13 protein-coding genes and 1 CRISPR repeat array are annotated in these 19,142 nt (G+C 63.0%); of the genes, 10 read left to right on the top strand and 3 right to left on the bottom strand.

Features of this window, described 5'->3' with window-relative positions; all coding sequences use genetic code 11:
* Positions 1 to 7: 7 nt before the first annotated feature.
* The 8 genes from SAJA_RS14935 to SAJA_RS14900 all read left to right on the top strand — a co-directional run bounded on the left by SAJA_RS14935 (position 8) and on the right by SAJA_RS14900 (position 11,167).
* The gene (locus SAJA_RS14935) at positions 8 to 1,954 is read left to right on the top strand and encodes a bifunctional 5-dehydro-2-deoxygluconokinase/5-dehydro-2-deoxyphosphogluconate aldolase (RefSeq protein ID WP_245963349.1); all 1,947 of its coding nucleotides are present in this window, start codon (positions 8 to 10) and stop codon (positions 1,952 to 1,954) included.
* Positions 1,951 to 3,807, top strand: coding sequence for a 3D-(3,5/4)-trihydroxycyclohexane-1,2-dione acylhydrolase (decyclizing) (iolD, locus tag SAJA_RS14930; protein WP_123659469.1), 1,857 nt, complete (start codon positions 1,951 to 1,953; stop codon positions 3,805 to 3,807). Before SAJA_RS14935 ends, iolD begins: the two co-directional genes overlap by 4 nt.
* 12 nt (positions 3,808 to 3,819) lie before the next feature.
* Positions 3,820 to 4,725, top strand: a complete 906-nt coding sequence (gene iolE / locus SAJA_RS14925; protein ID WP_123659468.1) for a myo-inosose-2 dehydratase — start codon at positions 3,820 to 3,822, stop codon at positions 4,723 to 4,725.
* Positions 4,726 to 4,774: 49 nt separating this feature from the next.
* Positions 4,775 to 6,274 (top strand): CoA-acylating methylmalonate-semialdehyde dehydrogenase, encoded by a 1,500-nt coding sequence (locus tag SAJA_RS14920; protein WP_123659467.1) that lies wholly within the window; start codon positions 4,775 to 4,777, stop codon positions 6,272 to 6,274.
* Positions 6,275 to 6,401: 127 nt separating this feature from the next.
* A complete protein-coding gene (gene iolE / locus SAJA_RS14915; RefSeq protein ID WP_425471675.1) occupies positions 6,402 to 7,295 on the top strand; it encodes a myo-inosose-2 dehydratase in 894 nt (297 codons plus the stop codon).
* A 165-nt stretch (positions 7,296 to 7,460) separates the two neighbouring features.
* Entirely contained in the window at positions 7,461 to 8,624 is a 1,164-nt protein-coding gene (locus SAJA_RS14910; RefSeq protein WP_123659465.1) for a Gfo/Idh/MocA family protein, read from the top strand.
* A gap of 201 nt (positions 8,625 to 8,825) precedes the next feature.
* Complete coding sequence (locus SAJA_RS14905; protein ID WP_123659464.1) at positions 8,826 to 10,007, top strand: Gfo/Idh/MocA family protein; 1,182 nt, start codon at positions 8,826 to 8,828, stop codon at positions 10,005 to 10,007.
* Positions 10,008 to 10,033: 26 nt separating this feature from the next.
* Positions 10,034 to 11,167, top strand: coding sequence for a Gfo/Idh/MocA family protein (locus SAJA_RS14900; protein WP_123659463.1), 1,134 nt, complete (start codon positions 10,034 to 10,036; stop codon positions 11,165 to 11,167).
* A 168-nt stretch (positions 11,168 to 11,335) separates the two neighbouring features.
* Here the strand turns inward: SAJA_RS14900 and SAJA_RS14895 are convergent, their stop codons facing one another.
* Positions 11,336 to 12,346 carry a Gfo/Idh/MocA family protein gene (locus SAJA_RS14895; protein ID WP_123659462.1) on the bottom strand — a complete coding sequence of 337 codons (1,011 nt, stop codon included), beginning with the start codon at positions 12,344 to 12,346 and terminating at the stop codon, positions 11,336 to 11,338.
* Positions 12,347 to 12,614: 268 nt separating this feature from the next.
* On the opposite strand from SAJA_RS14895, the gene SAJA_RS14890 reads away from it, so the two are divergent.
* Positions 12,615 to 14,030, top strand: a complete 1,416-nt coding sequence (locus tag SAJA_RS14890; protein ID WP_123659461.1) for a sugar porter family MFS transporter — start codon at positions 12,615 to 12,617, stop codon at positions 14,028 to 14,030.
* Positions 14,031 to 14,171: 141 nt separating this feature from the next.
* Positions 14,172 to 15,029, top strand: coding sequence for a MurR/RpiR family transcriptional regulator (locus SAJA_RS14885; RefSeq protein ID WP_123659460.1), 858 nt, complete (start codon positions 14,172 to 14,174; stop codon positions 15,027 to 15,029).
* Positions 15,030 to 15,332: 303 nt separating this feature from the next.
* Positions 15,333 to 17,402: direct repeats of the CRISPR family, unit length 28 nt; unit sequence TTTCTGAGCTGCCTGCGCGGCAGCGAAC.
* A 129-nt stretch (positions 17,403 to 17,531) separates the two neighbouring features.
* Here SAJA_RS14885 and cas6f read toward each other — a convergent pair.
* Both cas6f and csy3 read right to left on the bottom strand, forming a co-directional pair.
* Positions 17,532 to 18,101 carry a type I-F CRISPR-associated endoribonuclease Cas6/Csy4 gene (gene cas6f, locus SAJA_RS14880; RefSeq protein WP_123659459.1) on the bottom strand — a complete coding sequence of 190 codons (570 nt, stop codon included), beginning with the start codon at positions 18,099 to 18,101 and terminating at the stop codon, positions 17,532 to 17,534.
* A gap of 3 nt (positions 18,102 to 18,104) precedes the next feature.
* Positions 18,105 to 19,139, bottom strand: coding sequence for a type I-F CRISPR-associated protein Csy3 (csy3, locus tag SAJA_RS14875; protein WP_123659458.1), 1,035 nt, complete (start codon positions 19,137 to 19,139; stop codon positions 18,105 to 18,107).
* Positions 19,140 to 19,142 lie beyond the last annotated feature (3 nt).

Below are 19,142 nucleotides of genomic sequence, written 5' to 3'. Positions count from 1 at the left end.
GTTCTCGATGCCAGACAAGCCACTTGATCTCATCTGTCTCGGCCGGGCCGCGGTCGATCTGTATTCCCAACAGGTCGGCGCGCGCCTGGAAGACGTGTCGAGCTTTGCCAAATATCTCGGGGGCAGCTCCGGCAACTGTGCCTACGGCAGCGCGCGGCTGGGACTGCGCTCGGCCATGCTTACCCGCGTGGGTAACGAACAGTTCGGCAACTTTGTGGTTGAGGAATTTCAGCGCGCCGGCGTGGATACGTCACACATGCCGGTGGACCCCGAGCGTTTCACCGCATTGGCTATCCTGGCCCTGAAAGACCGCGACACGTTCCCGCTGCTGTTCTATCGCCGCGACTGTGCGGATATGGCGATCGCCGCCGAAGACATCGATCCGGACTGGATCGCCACCGCGAGCGCGCTGGCCATCACCGGCACCCATCTGTCGACCGAGACCACCCAGGGCGCCTGTCGTGCGGCACTCGATGTTGCAGCCACGCACGGCTTGAAGCGTATTCTGGATATCGATTACCGGCCCGTACTGTGGGGCCTGGCCGCGCCCGGCGACGGCGAGACCCGCTACGTCGACGACGCCGAAACCACGGCCCATCTACAGCGCTGGGTCAAGGATTTCGATCTCATCGTGGGCACCGAGGAAGAATTCCATATCGCCGGTGGCACCACCGACACCATCGCCGCGCTCCAGAAGGTGCGTGAGCTGTCCGACGCCGTGTTGGTCTGCAAACTGGGCGCGCTGGGCTGCACGATCTTCGAGGGCGCGATCGGGGCAAGCGTGCACGACGGCGTGCTGGTCGAGGGCGTGAAGGTCGAGGTGCTCAACGTATTGGGCGCCGGCGATGCCTTCATATCCGGTTTTCTGCGCGGCTATTTGCGCGGTGAGCCGTGGGAGACCTGCGCGACCTATGCCAACGCCTGTGGCGCGCTGGTGGTTTCGCGCCACGGCTGCGCCCCGGCCATGCCCACCGAGGCCGAGCTGTTCGATTACCTGGAACGCCGTGATGACGTTCCCCGTCCGGATCGTGATGCGCGCCTGAACGATCTGCATGCCAAGACCACGCGTCACCCGGCCGACTGGGGCCCGATTCATGGCCTGGCCTTCGATCACCGCAGCCAGCTGTTCGATATGGCGGCTGAGCTTGGCGTGGACGCGGCCCGTCTGTCGCCGCTCAAGACGCTACTGGTGACCGCTGCCGAGCAGGGCAAGGCCCGAGCCGGCGTGACCGGTACGCCGGCCGTGCTTTGCGACGACGTGATCGGCCAGGACGCGCTCAACGCGATGACCGGGCGTGGCTGGTGGATCGGCCGCCCGGTGGAGCAGCCCGGCTCGCGCCCGCTGCGTTTCCAGCACGGCGACGATATCGGCAGCCAGCTCGTCGGCTGGCCGGCCGAGCACATCATCAAGTGCCTGGTCTTCTATCACCCGGACGACGAGATCACGCTGCGGCTGGATCAGGAAGACCGGCTGCGCCAGCTCGATGCGGCGCGTCGCGTCAGCGGCCACGAGCTGCTCATCGAGATCATCCCGCCGAAAGACATGGCCACCGACGAGGCCACACTCGCACGCAGCCTGCAGCGTCTTTATCACCTGGGTATCCGGCCCGACTGGTGGAAACTGCCGCCCATGGACGCGCAGGCCTGGCAGGCCGTGCGCGGCGTGATCGAGCGCTACGATGACCACTGTCGCGGCGTGGTATTGCTGGGCCTGGATGCGCCGATGGCCGACGTCAAGGCCGGCTTTCGTGCTGCCGGCGCCTCGGCTATCTGTCGTGGCTTCACCATCGGGCGCACCCTGTTTGCCGAGGCGGCACGCGACTGGTTGTCCGGGCGCCTGGATGATGAAGCCTTCATCGAAACCGTGGCCGACAACTACGCCGAACTGATCACCACCTGGCACGCCGCGACCGACCAGACGAGCGAGCGCCAGGCCGTCGGAGGCCAGCCATGAAAGACCAAGACACCATTCGCCTGACCGCGGCCCAGGCGCTCGTGCGCTATCTGTCCGCGCAGGCCATCGAGATCGACGGCGCCGAAGTGCCGCTGTTCGCCGGCTGCTTCGCCATCTTCGGCCATGGCAACGTTGCCGGCATGGGCGAGGCGCTCTACGCCGAGCGCGAAACGTTTCCGACCTATCGCGCGCATAACGAGCAGGGCATGACCCATGCCGCGGTGGCGTTTGCCAAGCAGCATCGTCGGCGCCGGATGATGGCCTGTACGTCATCGATCGGGCCGGGCGCGCTCAACATGGTCACCGCCGCGGGGCTGGCCCATGCCAACCGGCTGCCGGTGTTGTTGTTGCCAGGCGATACCTTCGTCTCGCGTGCCCCGGACCCGGTATTGCAACAGGTCGAGCACTACGGCGCGCCGTCGGTCACCGTCAACGATGCGTTCGTGCCGGTCTCGCGCTATTTCGATCGCATCACCCGGCCCGAACAGCTGTTGGCCAGCCTGCCGAACGCACTGGCCACGTTGCTGGATCCGGTGGATTGCGGCCCGGCGACGCTGGCGCTGCCCCAGGATGTTCAGGCCGAGGCCTTCGATTTTCCGGCCACATTCTTTGCACCCTGCGTGCATCGCGTTCGCCAACCCGGCCCGGATGCGCGCGAGCTGGCTGCGGCCATCGATGTCCTGCGCGGCGCAGAAAAACCGTTGATCATCGCCGGCGGCGGCGTGCTCTATGCCGAAGGCGGGCCCGAGGCACTGGCGCGTTTTGCCGAAACCCACGGCGTGCCCGTGGCCGAAACCCAGGCCGGCAAGGGCACGCTGGCTGCTGATCATGCCCAGAACGTCGGCGCGATCGGGGTGACCGGCACGCAGGCGGCCAATACGCTGGCCGAGACGGCCGATGTGATCGTGGCGCTGGGCACCCGGCTACAGGATTTCACCACCGGCTCGCGTGCGCTGTATATGGATCACGGCCCCAGGCTGCTCGGTATCAACGTGGCGCGTTTCGACGCCGCCAAGCACGGCGCGCAGGCCTTGATCAGCGATGCCACGGTCGCGCTCGAGGCACTCAGCCAGCGCCTTGGCGATTGGCAGGCGTCTACGCCGTGGCAACAACAGGCCGCCCGCGAGCGCAGCGACTGGCAGCGCGTGGTCGCCCGAGTGACCGCCGATGACGGGGCGATGCGTCCGGCCGACAGCCAGGTGCTGGGTGCTGTCAATCGCGCGGCCGGATCAACGGGCACCGTGGTCTGTGCCGCCGGCGGCCTGCCGGGCGAGCTGCACAAGCTCTACCAGGCCAGCGGGCCGGGCAGTTATCACGTCGAGTACGGGTTTTCCTGCATGGGCTATGAGATCGCCGGCGGGCTGGGCGTGAAAATGGCCGCGCCCGAGCGCGAGGTCTACGTCACCGTGGGTGACGGCAGCTATCTCATGCTCAATTCCGAGCTGGCCACCTCGGTCATGCTGGGCCACAAGCTCATCGTGGTGCTCCTGGATAACCGCGGCTATGGCTGTATCCATCGTCTGCAGGAGGCCACGGTCGGCGTGGAGTTCAACAACCTCTTCGAGGGCTGCAATACGGCCCCCGACGGCGCGCCTGAGATCGACTTCGCTGCCCACGCCCGATCGCTGGGCTGCCACGCTGAATGGGTCGAGGGCATCGCCGGACTGGAGGATGCGCTGACCCGCGCCCGGGCCGCCGAGCGCACCACGGTAATCGCGCTCAAGACCGACGCCGACAAGGCGACTGCCGAGGGCGGCACCTGGTGGGACGTACCGGTGGCCGAGGTTTCGTCGCGCGAGGCCGTGAGCCAGCGACGCGTGAACTACGACAACAACAAGCAGCGCCAGCGCTGAAGGAGACCCGTGATGTCTGTTCGATTGGGTGTGAACCCGTTGCTCTGGACCAACGATGACCTGCCGCTGTTGGGCGACGAGACGCCGCTCGTCCAGTGTCTGGCCGAGGCTCGAGCCGCCGGCTATGTCGGGGTGGAGATGGGCCGCAAGTTTCCGACCACGTCCGAGGCCTTGAATCCGTTGTTGGCCGAGGCCGGCGTGGCGCTGGCCTCGGGCTGGTATTCCTCGAATCTGCTGGCGCGTGACGCCGACGCCGAGATCGCCGCGCTCCAGGGCCATCTGGCGCTCATGAAAGCCACGGGCGTGACCACGATGGTCTTTTGCGAAACCGCGCGCTGTGTGCATCTGGATCGTGGCATGGCGGTATCTCGTCGTCCGCGCCTGACCCAGGCCGACTGGGCGCGGCTGGCCCCGCGGCTTGACGCCGTGGCCGATTATCTCGCCGCGGAGGGCGTGCGCATGGCGTTTCATCATCATATGGGCACGCCCGTGCAAGCCACCGACGACGTGGCCCGGCTGATGGATGCCACCGGCGACCACGTTGGCCTGTTGCTGGATACCGGGCATTGTCGTTTCGCCGGCGGCGACCCGCTGGACTGGCTGGCCCGCTGGGGCGAGCGCGTGGTGCATGTCCATTGCAAGGACGTGCGCGAGACGGTGATCGCGCGCTCGCACAATCGTAACGCCAGCTTTCTGGATGCCGTTGTCGACGGCGTGTTCACGATCCCCGGCGACGGCGATCTGGATTTTGACGCCGTCTTTGCACGGCTGGCCGCGCTAGGCTACGACGGCTGGCTGGTCGCCGAGGCCGAGCAGGACCCGAGCGTGGCGCCCTCGTGGCCGCTGGCCGAGCGCAGCCATCGTTTTCTTCGCGATACGGCACAGCGCGCCGGGTTGTCGCTGGCAAACACAGCCTGACGCGCTACGCTCGACGACATAGAACCGAATCATAGAAAGGAACCTACCCATGCGCGAGATTCAACATTTCATCAACGGCGCGGCCACTGCCGGCCAGAGCGGCGAGCGCGGTGCCGTGTTCAACCCCACGACCGGAGAGCAACAGGCTGAAGTCGCTATCGGCAACGCCGGCGACGTGGATACGGCCGTGGCCGCAGCCAAGGCCGCGCTGCCCGGCTGGGCCGCCACCACGCCGCTACGCCGGGCGCGGGTGCTGTTTCGCTACAAGGCACTGCTCGACGAGCACCGCGATGAACTGGCCCGGATGATCGCCTCCGAGCACGGCAAGGTGTTCTCCGATGCCCAGGGCGAAGTGACCCGCGGCATCGAGGTGGTCGAGTTCGCCTGTGGCATGCCGCACCTGCAAAAAGGCGAGCACTCCATGAATGTGGGCACCGGCGTGGACAGCTATTCCATGTACCAGCCGGTGGGTGTCTGCGCCGGTATCACGCCGTTCAACTTCCCGGCGATGGTGCCCATGTGGATGTACCCGATCGCGCTTGCCACGGGTAACACGTTCGTATTGAAGCCCGCCGACAAGGACCCGTCGGCCGCCGTACGCATGGCCGAGTTGCTCACGGAGGCCGGCCTGCCGGACGGCGTGTTCAACGTCGTACACGGCCAGGCCGATGCCGTGAATCACCTGATCACGCATAAAGACGTCTCCGCGGTGAGCTTCGTCGGCTCTACGCCGATCGCCAAGCATATCTATGAAACGGCCTCCAAGGCCGAAAAGCGGGTTCAGGCCCTGGGCGGGGCCAAAAACCATCTCGTGGTCATGCCCGATGCCGATATCGACGGCGCGGCCGATGCGCTGATGGGCGCGGCCTACGGCAGCGCCGGCGAGCGCTGTATGGCGATCTCGGTGGCTGTGCCCGTGGGCGCGGAAACCGCCGAAAAGCTGCGCGAGGCACTGGTCAAGCGACTGGAAAACCTGCGCGTCGGCCCGTCGCTGGTCGACGGCGACGACAACGACATGGGCCCACTGGTGACCGCCGAGCACCGCGAGAAAGTGGCCGGCTATATCGGTATCGCCGCCGACGAGGCCGAGCTGGTGATCGATGGCCGCGAGGCCGATTTCAGCGAGCACCCGAACGGGTATTTCATCGGCGGCAGCCTCGTCGATCACACCAAGCCCGGCATGCGTGTCTATGATGAGGAGATCTTCGGCCCGGTACTGTGTATTTCCCGCACCGAATCCCTGGACGAGGCGATCCAGCTGATCAATGCCAACCAGTTTGCCAACGGCACCTCGATCTTCACCGAATCCGGCCATGCCGGGCGTAGCTTCGCCGAACGCATCGAGGTGGGCATGGTCGGCATCAACGTGCCGATCCCGGTGCCCATGGCCTTCCATTCGTTTGGCGGCTGGAAGCGCAGCCTGTTCGGCCCGCTGCATGTGCACGGCGCCGACGGCGTGCGTTTCTATACCCGATTGAAGACCATCACCGCGCGCTGGCCCGAAGACAACGTCTCCCAGGACAACGCCTTCACCATGCCGACCCACTGACCGGCTCGCCGGGCGCCAAGCGTCCGGCGTCTTTTCTCAGGAGAGCATCATGAGCACGACGGCATCCGACGTGCAGGAACAGCCTGTGCGTAACTGGCAGACCAGCCAGCAAAAAACACGTGATTTGCTGGCCCCGCACGGCCTGCGGCTGGGCATCAATCCGCTGGGCTGGACGAACGATGTGATCGCCGAGTTCGGCAATGACACGCCGGTGGACACCTTCATCGCCGAGGCCGCGGCCGCCGGCTACGAAGGCGTGGAAATGGGCCGTAAGTTTCCAACTGATCCGGGGGCGGTCGCAAAGCTTCTGGCTGCGGGCAACGCCGATCTCGTCTCCGGCTGGTATTCCGGCCGGCTGGCGGAGATCAGCGTCGAGGACGAGCTGGCCAACGTGGCCCAGCACGCCGCCGTGCTGTCGCTCAACGGCGCGCGTGTGATGGTCTACGGCGAAACTGGCGCCATGCCTGGCGATGATCCGCTCAATGAGCCGCTCTCCGCCTCCCCGGTCATGGCTGATGCTGACTGGGCCGCCTATGGCCAGCGTTTAACCGCGTTCGCTGAAGCGCTGGCGCGCGAATACGGCATACAGCTGGCTTATCACGCGCACTTGATGATGGTCGCCGAATCCGAGGCCGAAATCGATCGGCTCATGGCCGAGACGGGTGACGCGGTGGGGTTGTTGTTCGATACCGGGCACATCGTGGCCGGCGGCGGTGATCTGGGCCGTGTGCTGGCTCATCACGGCCGTCGCATCAACCATATTCATCTCAAGGACATCCGTCGCGATGTCTTTGCCGACGTTCGCCAACGCGACGCATCGTTCAACACCGGCGTGCGTGTCGGCATGTTCACGGTGCCGGGCGACGGGTATATCGACTATTCGCCGGTTATCGAATTCGCCAGGAGCGATGCCTATACCGGCTGGCTTGTGGTCGAGGCCGAACAAGATCCCGGCCAGGCCCCATCAGCCGAATACGCCGACAAGGCCATGCACACCGTGCGGTCTCTGTTTGGCGAGTAATGCACTACAGACGCTGATACGCCGATGCACGCCGATTGCAAGACCGATTGATCGCTGACCAAAAAACCCGGCGCGATTTCGACCGCCGTATTGGCCTCAGCTTTTTCTATATACGGCGACCGGCGCCCATCTGCGCGTCGACAATCAAAAACAAGGAGATCTCTCATGGCCGACCCACTCAATATCGGCATCATCGGCACCGGCTTCATGGGCCGGGCCCACGCCGAGGCGTTCTGGCGCTGTGCCGCACTCTATACTGACCTGCCGCGCCGCCCGCATCTTTATGCCGTGGCCGACGTCAGCCAAGAGCTAGCCGAGGCGGCCAAGACACGCTTTGCGTTCGACAAGGCCTACGACGACTGGCACGCGCTGATCGCCGATCCGGCGGTAGACGTCGTGGATATCACTTCGCCCAACCAGTTCCATCACGAAATGGCGCTGGAAGCGATCGCGGCCGGCAAGCATGTCTATTGTGAAAAGCCGCTAGCCATGTCAACGGCCGAGGCCGACGAGATGCGCGACGCGGCCGAGGCCGCGGGCGTGAAGACCATGGTGTCGTTCAACAACATCAAGACACCGGCCGCGATCCTGGCCAAACAGATCATCGAGCGCGGTGAGATCGGCACCCTCACGCGGTTTCGCGGCACCTTCGATCAAGGGTTTTTCAACGATCCCGATTTGCCGTGGTCCTGGCGCTGCTCGCGCGGCGCGGCCGGCACCGGCTCGCTGGGTGATCTGGGGGCCCACGTCATCGGCGTGGCTCAGTATCTGATGGGTGACTTCGATCGGGTCTGCGGCCAGTCGCAGATCGTGTTCGACGAGCGCCCCATGGCCGATCCCGGCGCCGGCTATTCGTCGAAGGCCGGGGCGGATGCCGAATGGCGGGCGGTGGAAAACGATGACCAAACGCAGTGTCTGGTCAAGTTCGCCTCCGGTGCGGCCGGCGTGGTCGAGTCCTCGCGTATCGCCGCCGGCAAGATCATGGGCGTGGAATGGGAGATCTCGGGCACCGAGGGCACGATCATCATGAACGGCGAACGCTTCAACGAGCTGCAGGTCTTTCGCATGGACGAACCCAAACGCGACCGCGGCTTCAAAACGCTGCTGGCCGGCTCCCAGGTGCCGCAATACGCCGGCTTCTTCCCGTTCGATTTCGGCGGCGGCAGCCTGGGTTTCTACGACGCCAAGGTGATCGACGTCTGTGATCTGGTGACTGGCATCGCAGGCGATGAAGGCTGCTTTCCCAGCTTCGCCTTCGGTGCCCACAACCAGCGCATCCTAGAAGCGATTGACCAGTCTTGCCAGTCCGAGGCCTGGGTCACGGTCTGAGCGGGCTGCTCGGGCTGAAAGATCGTAAGACAGAAAGACTATCCGCGGATTGCGCGGATTTCACAGATTGAAGATAAGTGGATGTGAAGCTCATGACGACGCCGTGATCTGATGGCTGTCAATGAATGACTTGTCTTCAAATCTGCGTCATCTGTGTAAGCCGCGATAGGAAAGAACAAAGCCCCCAAAGAGGCAAACCTCATGAAAGCATTCGAGAAACCTATTCGTATCGGCATGGTGGGCGGCGGACCCGGAGCCGGGATCGCAACGGCGCATCGGGCCGGCATGCGGCTCGACGGGCGTTATGCGTTGGTGGCCGGTGCCTTTTCGCGCGATGCTGAGAAATCCCGCGCCGCTGCTCGCGAGCTGGGCGTCAATGAGTCCCGGGTCTATGCCAGTTATGAAGACATGGCCGCTGCCGAGGCCGCACGAGACGACGGTATCGAGGCCGTGGCCGTGGTCACGCCCAACGCCAGCCACTACGGCGTATCTAAGGCGTTTCTCGAACATGGCATCCACGTCATCTGTGACAAGCCCATCACCGACGATCTCGAGGATGCGCTGGCGTTACACGAACTGGCCGAGAAGAAGGGACTCGTTTTTGTTTTGACCCACAACTACAGCGCCCATGCCATGGTGCGCGAGGCCGCCGTGCGTGTAAGACGAGGTGATCTCGGCGAGGTCCGGATGGTGCAGGGCGAGTTCGCCTCGGGCTGGGCCGCCGGCCAAGTGGAAAAAGACACCGACAACAAGCAGGCCGCTTGGCGTACCGATCCGGTCCAGGCCGGGGAAGCCAGTGTGATCTATGATCTGGGCACGCATATCCATCATCTGGCGCGTTATGTGTCTGGACTGTCGCTTGAAGCGCTTGCGGCCGATGTCTCGACCGTGGTGCCGGGCCGCCGGGTTTACGATAACGCCAATGTGATGCTGCGGTTCGCGGGCGGGGCGCGCGGCGCGTTCTGGATCACCATGGCCGCAACCGGCGCCGAGCATGGCCTGAGTCTGCGCGTGATCGGGTCCAAGGCCTCACTGACCTGGTGCCACGAAGACCCACACCACCTGACCATTGCCTGGCCGGACGGGCGTCGCGAAACAATCCTACAGGGCGGGGCTGCCCAGTCCGACGCGGCGGCAGCGCTGACCCGGATCGGCCTCGGCCATCCCGAGGGCTTCCTGGAATCTTTTGCCAATATCTATTCCGATGCCGCCACGGCGATCGCCGCCTGTCGCGATGGTGTGCGGCCCGAACGCGGCCCGCTGGATTACCCAAACACGGCAGACGGCGTATTGGGCTTGCAGTTCGTCGAGGCCGTACGCAAGTCTGCGGCCGCTGACGGCCAGTGGATGGATATCGAAACGATCACGACGTTGGGCTGCTAACCCGACGAACGACCGGGAGATTATCGATGGACAAGACATGGCGCGTCGGTGTCATCGGCGCCGGATTTATGGGAAAGACGCATACCCTTGCATTGCATGCTGTGGGGGCTGTTTTCGGGCTCGATACCCGGCCCGTCGCCGATATGATAGCCACCAGTTCGGTCGAATCAGCCGAGCGGGCCGCGGCACGGCTGGGCTTTGCTCGATATACCGGCGATTGGCGCGAGCTTGTCTCTGACTCGGCCATCGATGCCGTGATCGTTGCAGCCCCGTTGCCGCACCGTGAAATGGTGTTGGCGGCACTTGAACACGGTAAGCACGTCTTGTGCGAAAAGCCGTTGGCCAGCCATACGGCAGAAGCCATCGAAATGCGCGACGCTGCGGAACAAACCGGTTTAGCCTGCATGGTCGGGCTCAACTATCCCAAGAATCCGGCCTCCCAGCTCGCTCGGGATTTGATTGCCGACGGCACGCTTGGAGAGATCGTCTCGGCACGCATTGTCCACGTGGAGGATTTTTTGGCGGATCCGGGTTTGCCGGTGGACTGGCGCATGCGGGCCGCCGAGGCCGGCAAGGCCGGAGCGCTCGGTGATCTGGGCTCGCACGCCATCGGCATGGCGCACTGGCTGCTCGGCCCGATTGCGGAGGTCATGGCCGAGACACGGGTCATTCATCGCGAGCGGCCCGACGACAATACCGGCCAGCGCGTGCCGGTCGAAAACGATGACCAGGCCGATCTGTTGCTCCGGTTCGTCCGCGGCGTGAGCGCGTCGCTGCACGTCTCGCGCGTGGCCACCGGGCACAAGATGGGCCTGTCTTATGAGATCGTCGGCACCAAGGGCACGATCATTTTCGACCAGGAGCGCTTGAGCGAGTTACAGCTCTATGCGCATACCGACGATGCCCGTGTGACCGGCTTTCGACGTATCCCGATCGGGCCGAGCCACCGGGACTACGGGGACTTCTGTCCGGCACCTGGCCATGGCACCGGTTACAACGACATGGTTACGATACAAATGCGCGATTTCATCGCCGCGAGCACCGGCCACTGCCCGAAGGCGTGGCCCAACTTCAGCGATGCGCTCGCCGTACACCGCGTGATCGATGCGGCGCTCGATTCAGCCCGGGCCGGGCATTGGGTGAACGTGGCCGAGGATTGATCGGCACACGAGAGTCGGCTGGGCGCGGCGTGCCGTTATATCCCGCGATACCCGCATGTCGCACTACGATCGGGTCCATCGTTGCTGATCTATTCGGCCGGGCCATAAAAGCAAGGCAGATAGCGCGGCGCGGTCTATTCCACGGGTAAGTCTCGCGCTATTTGTCCATCAGCCGATGTGTTCACGGCGACGTGCCGCGAAGTCGATCTCCTGGTTGTTGTTCGCGCTTTCGTAGATACAGGCCAGCAACAGGTTGAGTGCGGCCGCGTCCTCGGCATCGACCGGCGGCGCGCTACCGTTGACCAAAGCATCGACAAACAGACGGTTTTCTTTTGCGTAGCCGCCTTTATCGGCAAAGCCGATATGGGTGTAGTCCTCGGTGTGCACCGTGTCGTCGAGATTCAGTGCATAGCGCACACGCTCCAGCTCCTCGGTCATGGCCGTAGCGTAGCGTCCATAGATCTCGACCCGTTCGAAGGGAAAACTCCAGCCCGAATGCGCGCAAGAACTCAGCGTGGCCGTTGCGCCAGAAACAAACGTGAACAGCATCGAGAAATCATCGAACTCGGTGCTTGAAATTGTCTGTCGAGCCGCACAGCGCAGGGTGGCAATCGGGCCAAGCAGATACCGCAACAGATCGATTTGGTGGATCGTCGTTTCGTAGAGAAAGCCTCCGGTTTGAGCTGGGTCGGCCGTCCAGGCCGGGCGCAGCAGTTCGCCGCGGTTGAGCTTGAACTGGGCACTTGTTGGTGCTAGCTGGCGGTCGTCGATGAGCTGCTTGAGCTTGTCGTGTGTCCACGCGTAACGCCGGTTCATGCCGAGGTTATAGACGCCGGCCGAATCGCGTGCGGCAGCCAGAACACGGTCGCCGCCGACAAGATCGGTGGCCATGGGTTTTTCACAGAAAACGTTGAAACCTTGTTCAAGCGCGGCGACGACTGGATCCACATGCCGTGTGTTCGGCGTCGTGACATAGATTGTATCTACATCCATCCGGAACAAATCTTCTAGCGATGAACCGGTTTGCGCGTGGCCGATTCGTGTCGCTAGACGCGCAGCGTTGTCTTCGACGAGATCGGCCACGCCGACAAGTTCAACGCGGTCATCGTCCGCCAGGATGTTGGCATGGACACCAGCAATGAAGCCAGCGCCCAGAATACCGATACGAGGCTTTTTCATGGCGTGCTCCCGGGATTTTGGGGTCAAAGAAAAGAGGAACAGTCATAGTAAAATAATAGAATATTAATTCTATAATACTAATGGATGAAATATAAAAATTGACCGACTGGTAAGCGGATCGTAGTGTCGAGCTCAGATTAGAAACGTATCGGACGCACGTCGCGCGCTCGGCCCGTTCAACGAACAGACACAGCCACCGTCGCATGTCACCGGGTATATCGTGCCCCGGCCTGTGCCGGTGGTGCGTTGCCTTCCGGAGGAGAGATCCGTGAGCACTCCAGAACCATCACTATCGAGCACACTGCCGCCCAACGCCGCCGGCGTGCATACCCGAAAACTGGGCATGATCGCCTTCATCGCGACCTTCGGCGGCCTGTTGTTCGGCTACGACACCGGCGTGATCAACGGCGCCGTGGACCCCATGAAACAGGATCTGGGCTTGACACCGTTCACCCAGGGATTTGCCGTCAGCATCCTCGTGTTCGGCGCGGCCATCGGTGCCGCAGTGATCGGCCGCATGGCGGATCGGCACGGCCGGCGCAAGACGATCCTGCTGCTCTCGGGCATATTCATCGTCGGCACATTCGGCCAGGCGCTGGCGTCCAACTGGCAGATTCTCTCGGTTTTTCGCTTTATACTTGGCTTGGCCGTGGGCGGCGCTTCGACGACGGTGCCGGTCTATCTGGCTGAAATGTCGCCCACCGAGCAACGCGGCAGTATCGTCACCCGTAACGAGATCATGATCGTGTCCGGGCAGCTGGGCGCGTTCATCATCAACGCCGTGATTCTCAATATCTGGGGAAGTGACCCCGACGTCTGGCGCTACATGCTGATCATGGGTGTGATCCCGGCGTTCGCCTTATTGGTCGGCATGCTGCGCGTACCAGAAAGCCCGCGCTGGCTCTCAGATCAGAACCGGCGAGGGGACGCCCTGCACGTGCTCAAGCAGATTCGCTCCCCCAACCGGGCCGAGGCTGAAATGGCCGAGGTCGATGCCCTGCTCGAAAAAGAACGCAAGTCAAAAACCGGCGGCGTATCGGATTTGTCCGAGCGTTGGGTGCGCCGGTTGATCCTGATCGGCGCCACGCTGGGCGTGTTCCAACAGTTCACCGGCATTAACGCCATCATGTATTACGGCACGCAACTTCTCGAAAACTCCGGTTTCTCAAGCAACGGCGCGGTGATCGCCAACACCTTGAACGGCGTGTTCAGCGTGCTGGGCATCACCGTGGGCATTCTGCTGATCAACAAGCTGAACCGCCGTACCATGCTGATTGGCGGCTTTTTCCTGATCGCGCTGTTTCACGTGCTCGTCGGCCTGTCGTCGGCCTACATGCCCGATACCGCGTTCAAGCCCTACGTGGTGCTGGTGTTCGTGGTGGCCTTCGTGTTCTCCATGCAGGGCACACTCGGGCCGCTGGTCTGGCTGATGCTTTCCGAAATCTTCCCGCTCAAGATTCGTAGTTTCGCCATGGGCATTTGTGTGTTCGTGCTGTGGACGGCGAACGCGATCGTCGCGTTCGGCTTCCCGCCGGTTGTTGCCACCATCGGCATCGCGCCCACGTTCTTCATCTTCGCCGGCATTGCCGTGGTGGGCCTGATCTTCACGATCACAACCGTGCCCGAAACGCGCGGCCAATCGCTCGAAGAATTCGAAGCCCATGCCCGAAAGCGCTATGCCTGAACCGTGCCGAATTGCGCCGCACCAACGCGGCGCTCGGCCCTGGTTGGAATAGAAATTTTATTCGCCCTATACTTATTTCAGGAGCTGCGCGGCGACATGATCGGCGCGCAGCTGACGACAACCGCATGAGTACCGTCCGCGATGGAGACCCAAGCGCCCGAAACCCCCGGCGAGCTGCAACGCCGGATCCTGGCCGACTACAAGAATCTCAGTAAGCGCCTGCAACAGATCGCACAGTTCGCCGTCGACCACCCCAACGACATGGCCCTGGAAACCACCGCCACCATCGCCGAGCGCGCCGGCGTACAGCCCTCGGCCATCATCCGTTTCGCCAAAGCCTTCGGCTACTCCGGCTTCTCCGAGCTCCAGCGCGTGTATCAGACCCGCCTGGCCGAAAGCGCATCCAGCTACAGCGAGCGCCTGCGCCGCCTGCGCCGCGATGAAGAAAACGCCACCGAGTCCGTTACGCCGCAAGGCGTCTTGCGCCAGTTCTGCCAGGCCAATCGCATCTCACTCGAACACCTGGCTGCAGACATTGCGCCCGCCACACTCGAGCGTGCCGCCCAGTGCCTGGCCGGCGCACAGCGCATCTACCTCTGCGGTCAGCGTCGCTCGTTTCCCGTCGTGGCCTACATGGCCTACGCACTCGGCCAGATCGATGCCGATGCCGTTCTGCTCGACGGCCTGGGCGGCATGCTCGGCCAACAGGCCGTGCGCATGAACGCCGCCGACGTCCTGTTCGCCGTGTCCTTCCATCCCTACGCCGAAGAAACCGCCGACGTCATCCGTCGCGCCGATGAGCACAACGTCCCGATCGTCGTGCTCACCGACAGCCCCCTGAGCCCCGTAGCCGCCCACGCCACCGTATGCCTGGAAATACACGACGCCGAACTCCATAACTTCCGCTCCCTGACCGCCTCTATGTGCCTCGCCCAAGCCCTGACCGTCTCCGTCGGCCTGGCCCTCGGACGCGGCGATGCGGAATCGGACAACGGCTGAGCGACTCAGCCGCTTTAAAATCTTTGGGCCCTCAACAAGCGGCCCGCACCCCGGTCGAAATAAACGGCAACGATTTTCTACCTGCCCGTGCGACCGCCGACTCTCCTGAGAGGGCGTAGTGCGCCCTCGCGCTTTATGCGGCACAGCACCCAAATCGGTTAGGCCTATCGTAACTGCCTTCCATTTCCAAGCTGTGTACGCAACTGTAAATAGCTGGCCGGCCGACATCCGATACATCATCGGTTTACGAACTACCTACGCCGCAGCGAACCTGGCGCGCACGCCCTCGGCTTTCAGCTTTCCTTTCTGAGCTGCCTGCGCGGCAGCGAACCTCGGCGCCGATGTCACGATGAGCCGTATCGATTTCTGAGCTGCCTGCGCGGCAGCGAACCGCCATGAGCCGCGACGAGCGAGCCGTAAAGCTTTCTGAGCTGCCTGCGCGGCAGCGAACGACCGGGCGTAGCATCCGAGCGATCGCCCGCTTTTCTGAGCTGCCTGCGCGGCAGCGAACGCCATGACCAACATCGCCGAACGAGACGGCTGTTTCTGAGCTGCCTGCGCGGCAGCGAACCGAGCGCGACAAGCGCTACATGGATGACTCGTTTTCTGAGCTGCCTGCGCGGCAGCGAACCAGGCGCCAGGCGTTTTATGCCGGTGCGTGTTTTTCTGAGCTGCCTGCGCGGCAGCGAACCTTGCAAGGTTGATGTGTTCCGCCCGAGCTATTTTCTGAGCTGCCTGCGCGGCAGCGAACTAGCTCTACGTCGCGGCCTTGCAGCTCGTACATTTCTGAGCTGCCTGCGCGGCAGCGAACGGGCACGATCAGCCACCGCTTGGGCTGTCAGCTTTCTGAGCTGCCTGCGCGGCAGCGAACCGATCCATATCCAGCACCCGGCCCGGCTGGATTTTCTGAGCTGCCTGCGCGGCAGCGAACGTATGGCACCGCGATACAGGCGAATCCGTACCTTTCTGAGCTGCCTGCGCGGCAGCGAACATCGACCGGCTGGCGCGCGAGGTCGTGGCCCTTTTCTGAGCTGCCTGCGCGGCAGCGAACGCTGTCGCGCTTCCACCATGCAAGCCACCCACTTTCTGAGCTGCCTGCGCGGCAGCGAACCGCCGGGCCGATGGGGCCGTCGCGCTTGTTCTTTTCTGAGCTGCCTGCGCGGCAGCGAACTTCGACGGCGGGAAGAAACCCGGCTCGTCGATTTTCTGAGCTGCCTGCGCGGCAGCGAACGTTGCAAACCAGCGGCTGGTGGCAGCGGTGGTTTTCTGAGCTGCCTGCGCGGCAGCGAACATCGCGCGTCGGCCAGAACTGCTCACCCAGCTTTTCTGAGCTGCCTGCGCGGCAGCGAACTTTCCTTGATCCAGCCCCGGAGGCCCGAGGATTTTCTGAGCTGCCTGCGCGGCAGCGAACACGGCCGTGGATCCCGAGCGCTCGATCACAAGTTTCTGAGCTGCCTGCGCGGCAGCGAACGGCGGCGCAGCGGCGCGAAGGTCGGCCACGAATTTCTGAGCTGCCTGCGCGGCAGCGAACTCCTCGGCTACGTGAGCACCGAGCTGCCGGACTTTCTGAGCTGCCTGCGCGGCAGCGAACACGCAGTATTTCGAGCCCAACAGCCGGCCAGACTTTCTGAGCTGCCTGCGCGGCAGCGAACATTTACACGACGGTGACGAAGCTGTCCCGATCTTTCTGAGCTGCCTGCGCGGCAGCGAACACGCAGGGCAAGAGCGTGCGTTGTAGCGCTATTTTCTGAGCTGCCTGCGCGGCAGCGAACTCTGGCGGCAGTGGGCAGTGGACGGTATGCCATTTCTGAGCTGCCTGCGCGGCAGCGAACCTCCAGGCGCGTCCGGTGTGTTGCCTGGATCTCTTTCTGAGCTGCCTGCGCGGCAGCGAACGCATGGACCGAAACACCGGCCGTACGATCAGTTTTCTGAGCTGCCTGCGCGGCAGCGAACGTTGATGCTGCTCATGACTCGATATCCACGTTTTTCTGAGCTGCCTGCGCGGCAGCGAACATCATCTGCGACACCAAGATCACGGCGATCGATTTCTGAGCTGCCTGCGCGGCAGCGAACTCCGATGCCTCGCTGCTGCGTCGCGTGTTGTTTTTCTGAGCTGCCTGCGCGGCAGCGAACTCACGGCATACGCGAATGATCAGGATCTGTACTTTCTGAGCTGCCTGCGCGGCAGCGAACGCTGTGCCGTCCTTTGATCTCGAACAACGCACTTTCTGAGCTGCCTGCGCGGCAGCGAACTTGGCATTGACAGTTCCTATGGTGCGATGTATTTTCTGAGCTGCCTGCGCGGCAGCGAACCTGGTGTCGCCGACGTTGATCGTGACGCTGTCTTTCTGAGCTGCCTGCGCGGCAGCGAACTAGCGCTATATCCTCTTAACGCCCTGTTTCCAAGGGAGAATCGATTGAATCACGGTGAGTTACCCTTTTTTATGGTGCCTATATAAGTTGTTGATTTTCCGACGGGTAAATAGCCGTCGGAAAAAAGGGTCAGAACCATGGGATGGTGGCCTGCTGGCTGAGGCCGTAGTGATTGAATGTGCCATCGACTGGTTCGCGCTGCAGGTTGCCGTGCTCTATGAACAGGGCAAAGCGTTCACCGGTTGAGCGACTCGCGATCTGGATGAAGGGCAGGGTGATTTTCCGATCCGCTGGGCCAGCCATAAGGCTTCGTGCATGGTGTTCGGATACGCCATGACGTTTGGCGTAGCGACGTATGCGGCTGGGCCCGCCGGTATTGAACTGTCGGCGCCTGACCGTACGATGCCGGGCGTCTGGCGGCACAGGTTTTACCGCCTCCACCGTCAAATGATCGCGCATGCCGTTCAGCCAGGACATGGCCATCAGCGTGTTCAGCCTATCCTGCGTGCTGTGCAGCCGAAGCCGTTGCCCTGGCGTGCGAGCCCGTGCGCCGGTTTTGTGGTCGGGCAGGCTGATGCCGATGTCCTGGGCGTCTAGATCGTGTAGCGCCCGATGCAGCTTGGCGTAAAGCGCGCCCATGAGCATGGGCGCGGGAAAGTCGGGGTCCGGGCGTATATGGATGTCAATGTAGTGGTCCATTGCTTACCCCGCATCGCCGAATACGCCGCCACGGATGAGGGTGGCCATGACGAAATGCTGATTTGCTGCGGACGGCGTTTCGTCTTTCAAAAGCCAGCGATCCAGCAGGTTGTAGAAATCCTTCTTCTCCTTTGGCTGGCGATAAGCGGCGCCTTGCGTGGTCACCGAGCCATAGGGTTCGACCGCGATTGGACCGAGATCGGCACCGTCGTCCGCTGCGGGGTACCAGGTATCGATGGTGCGCAAGGCGTTGCCGAGCTTCTGTGAGTGGATTGCGGCGTTGTCTTTATTGCCGATGTAATAGAGTGTTTTGCTCTTATCGCCGCGGGTTCGTTCCAGAATCAATTCCTGAGATGGAAAGACTTCCTGGCCGCCGCCGATACGCGCAAAGGCAACGACGTCGAGCAGGAGATAATCGTCGCCTGCCAGGGCAGCGTCGATCACTTGGCCGAGTTCACGCGTTTCCTCATTACCCTGAAAATCGCGCAGCGAATGCGCCAGGGCGTTGAAGGTCCATTGTTGTTCGACCTTGCCCGCTTTGGTTTGCGAGACGACGATTTCGATCTCGTCGGCCTTGAGACGGTTGCGCCATAGAAAACGCCCGTTGGCGAGATTGCAGGCATAGCGGTGTGCCAGCTCGCCAAAGCCGTGTTCACTGACATAGCCGGCGACGGTCTGTTTGAGCTTGTCTTGGTAGTCAGCGTTGTTGCAGGCCGAAGGAATACCGGCACCGGCGAGTACGCGCAGAGTGAAATGCACGGCCAGCGTATCGGCATCGTGCGGCAGGGCCGCGACGTCGACGGTTTGGAGATTGGGATTTTCGATGGCCGCGTCGAGTTTCGCCGGGTCTTGGTCCTTGGTCTTGAGGCGATTCGAAATCGTGCCGCGCACGGACTTTTCTCGTACCGGCACGGCCAGCCATTGCGCGTGTTGTTCACGGTCGGCCCAGCGACCGGCCCGCAGCACGGCATCTGACGGGTCGAGCTTGCGTTCGAAAGCAAGGACGGAAGCGGTTTTGAGAGCGTCGTTTTTAGCCATTTT

Source organism: Salinisphaera japonica YTM-1 (assembly GCF_003788585.1).
GTDB classification, from domain to species: Bacteria; Pseudomonadota; Gammaproteobacteria; order Nevskiales; family Salinisphaeraceae; genus Salinisphaera; species Salinisphaera japonica.
The sequence above is the reverse complement of the archived record's forward strand: the minus strand, read 5'-3'. Positions and strand labels throughout refer to the sequence as shown.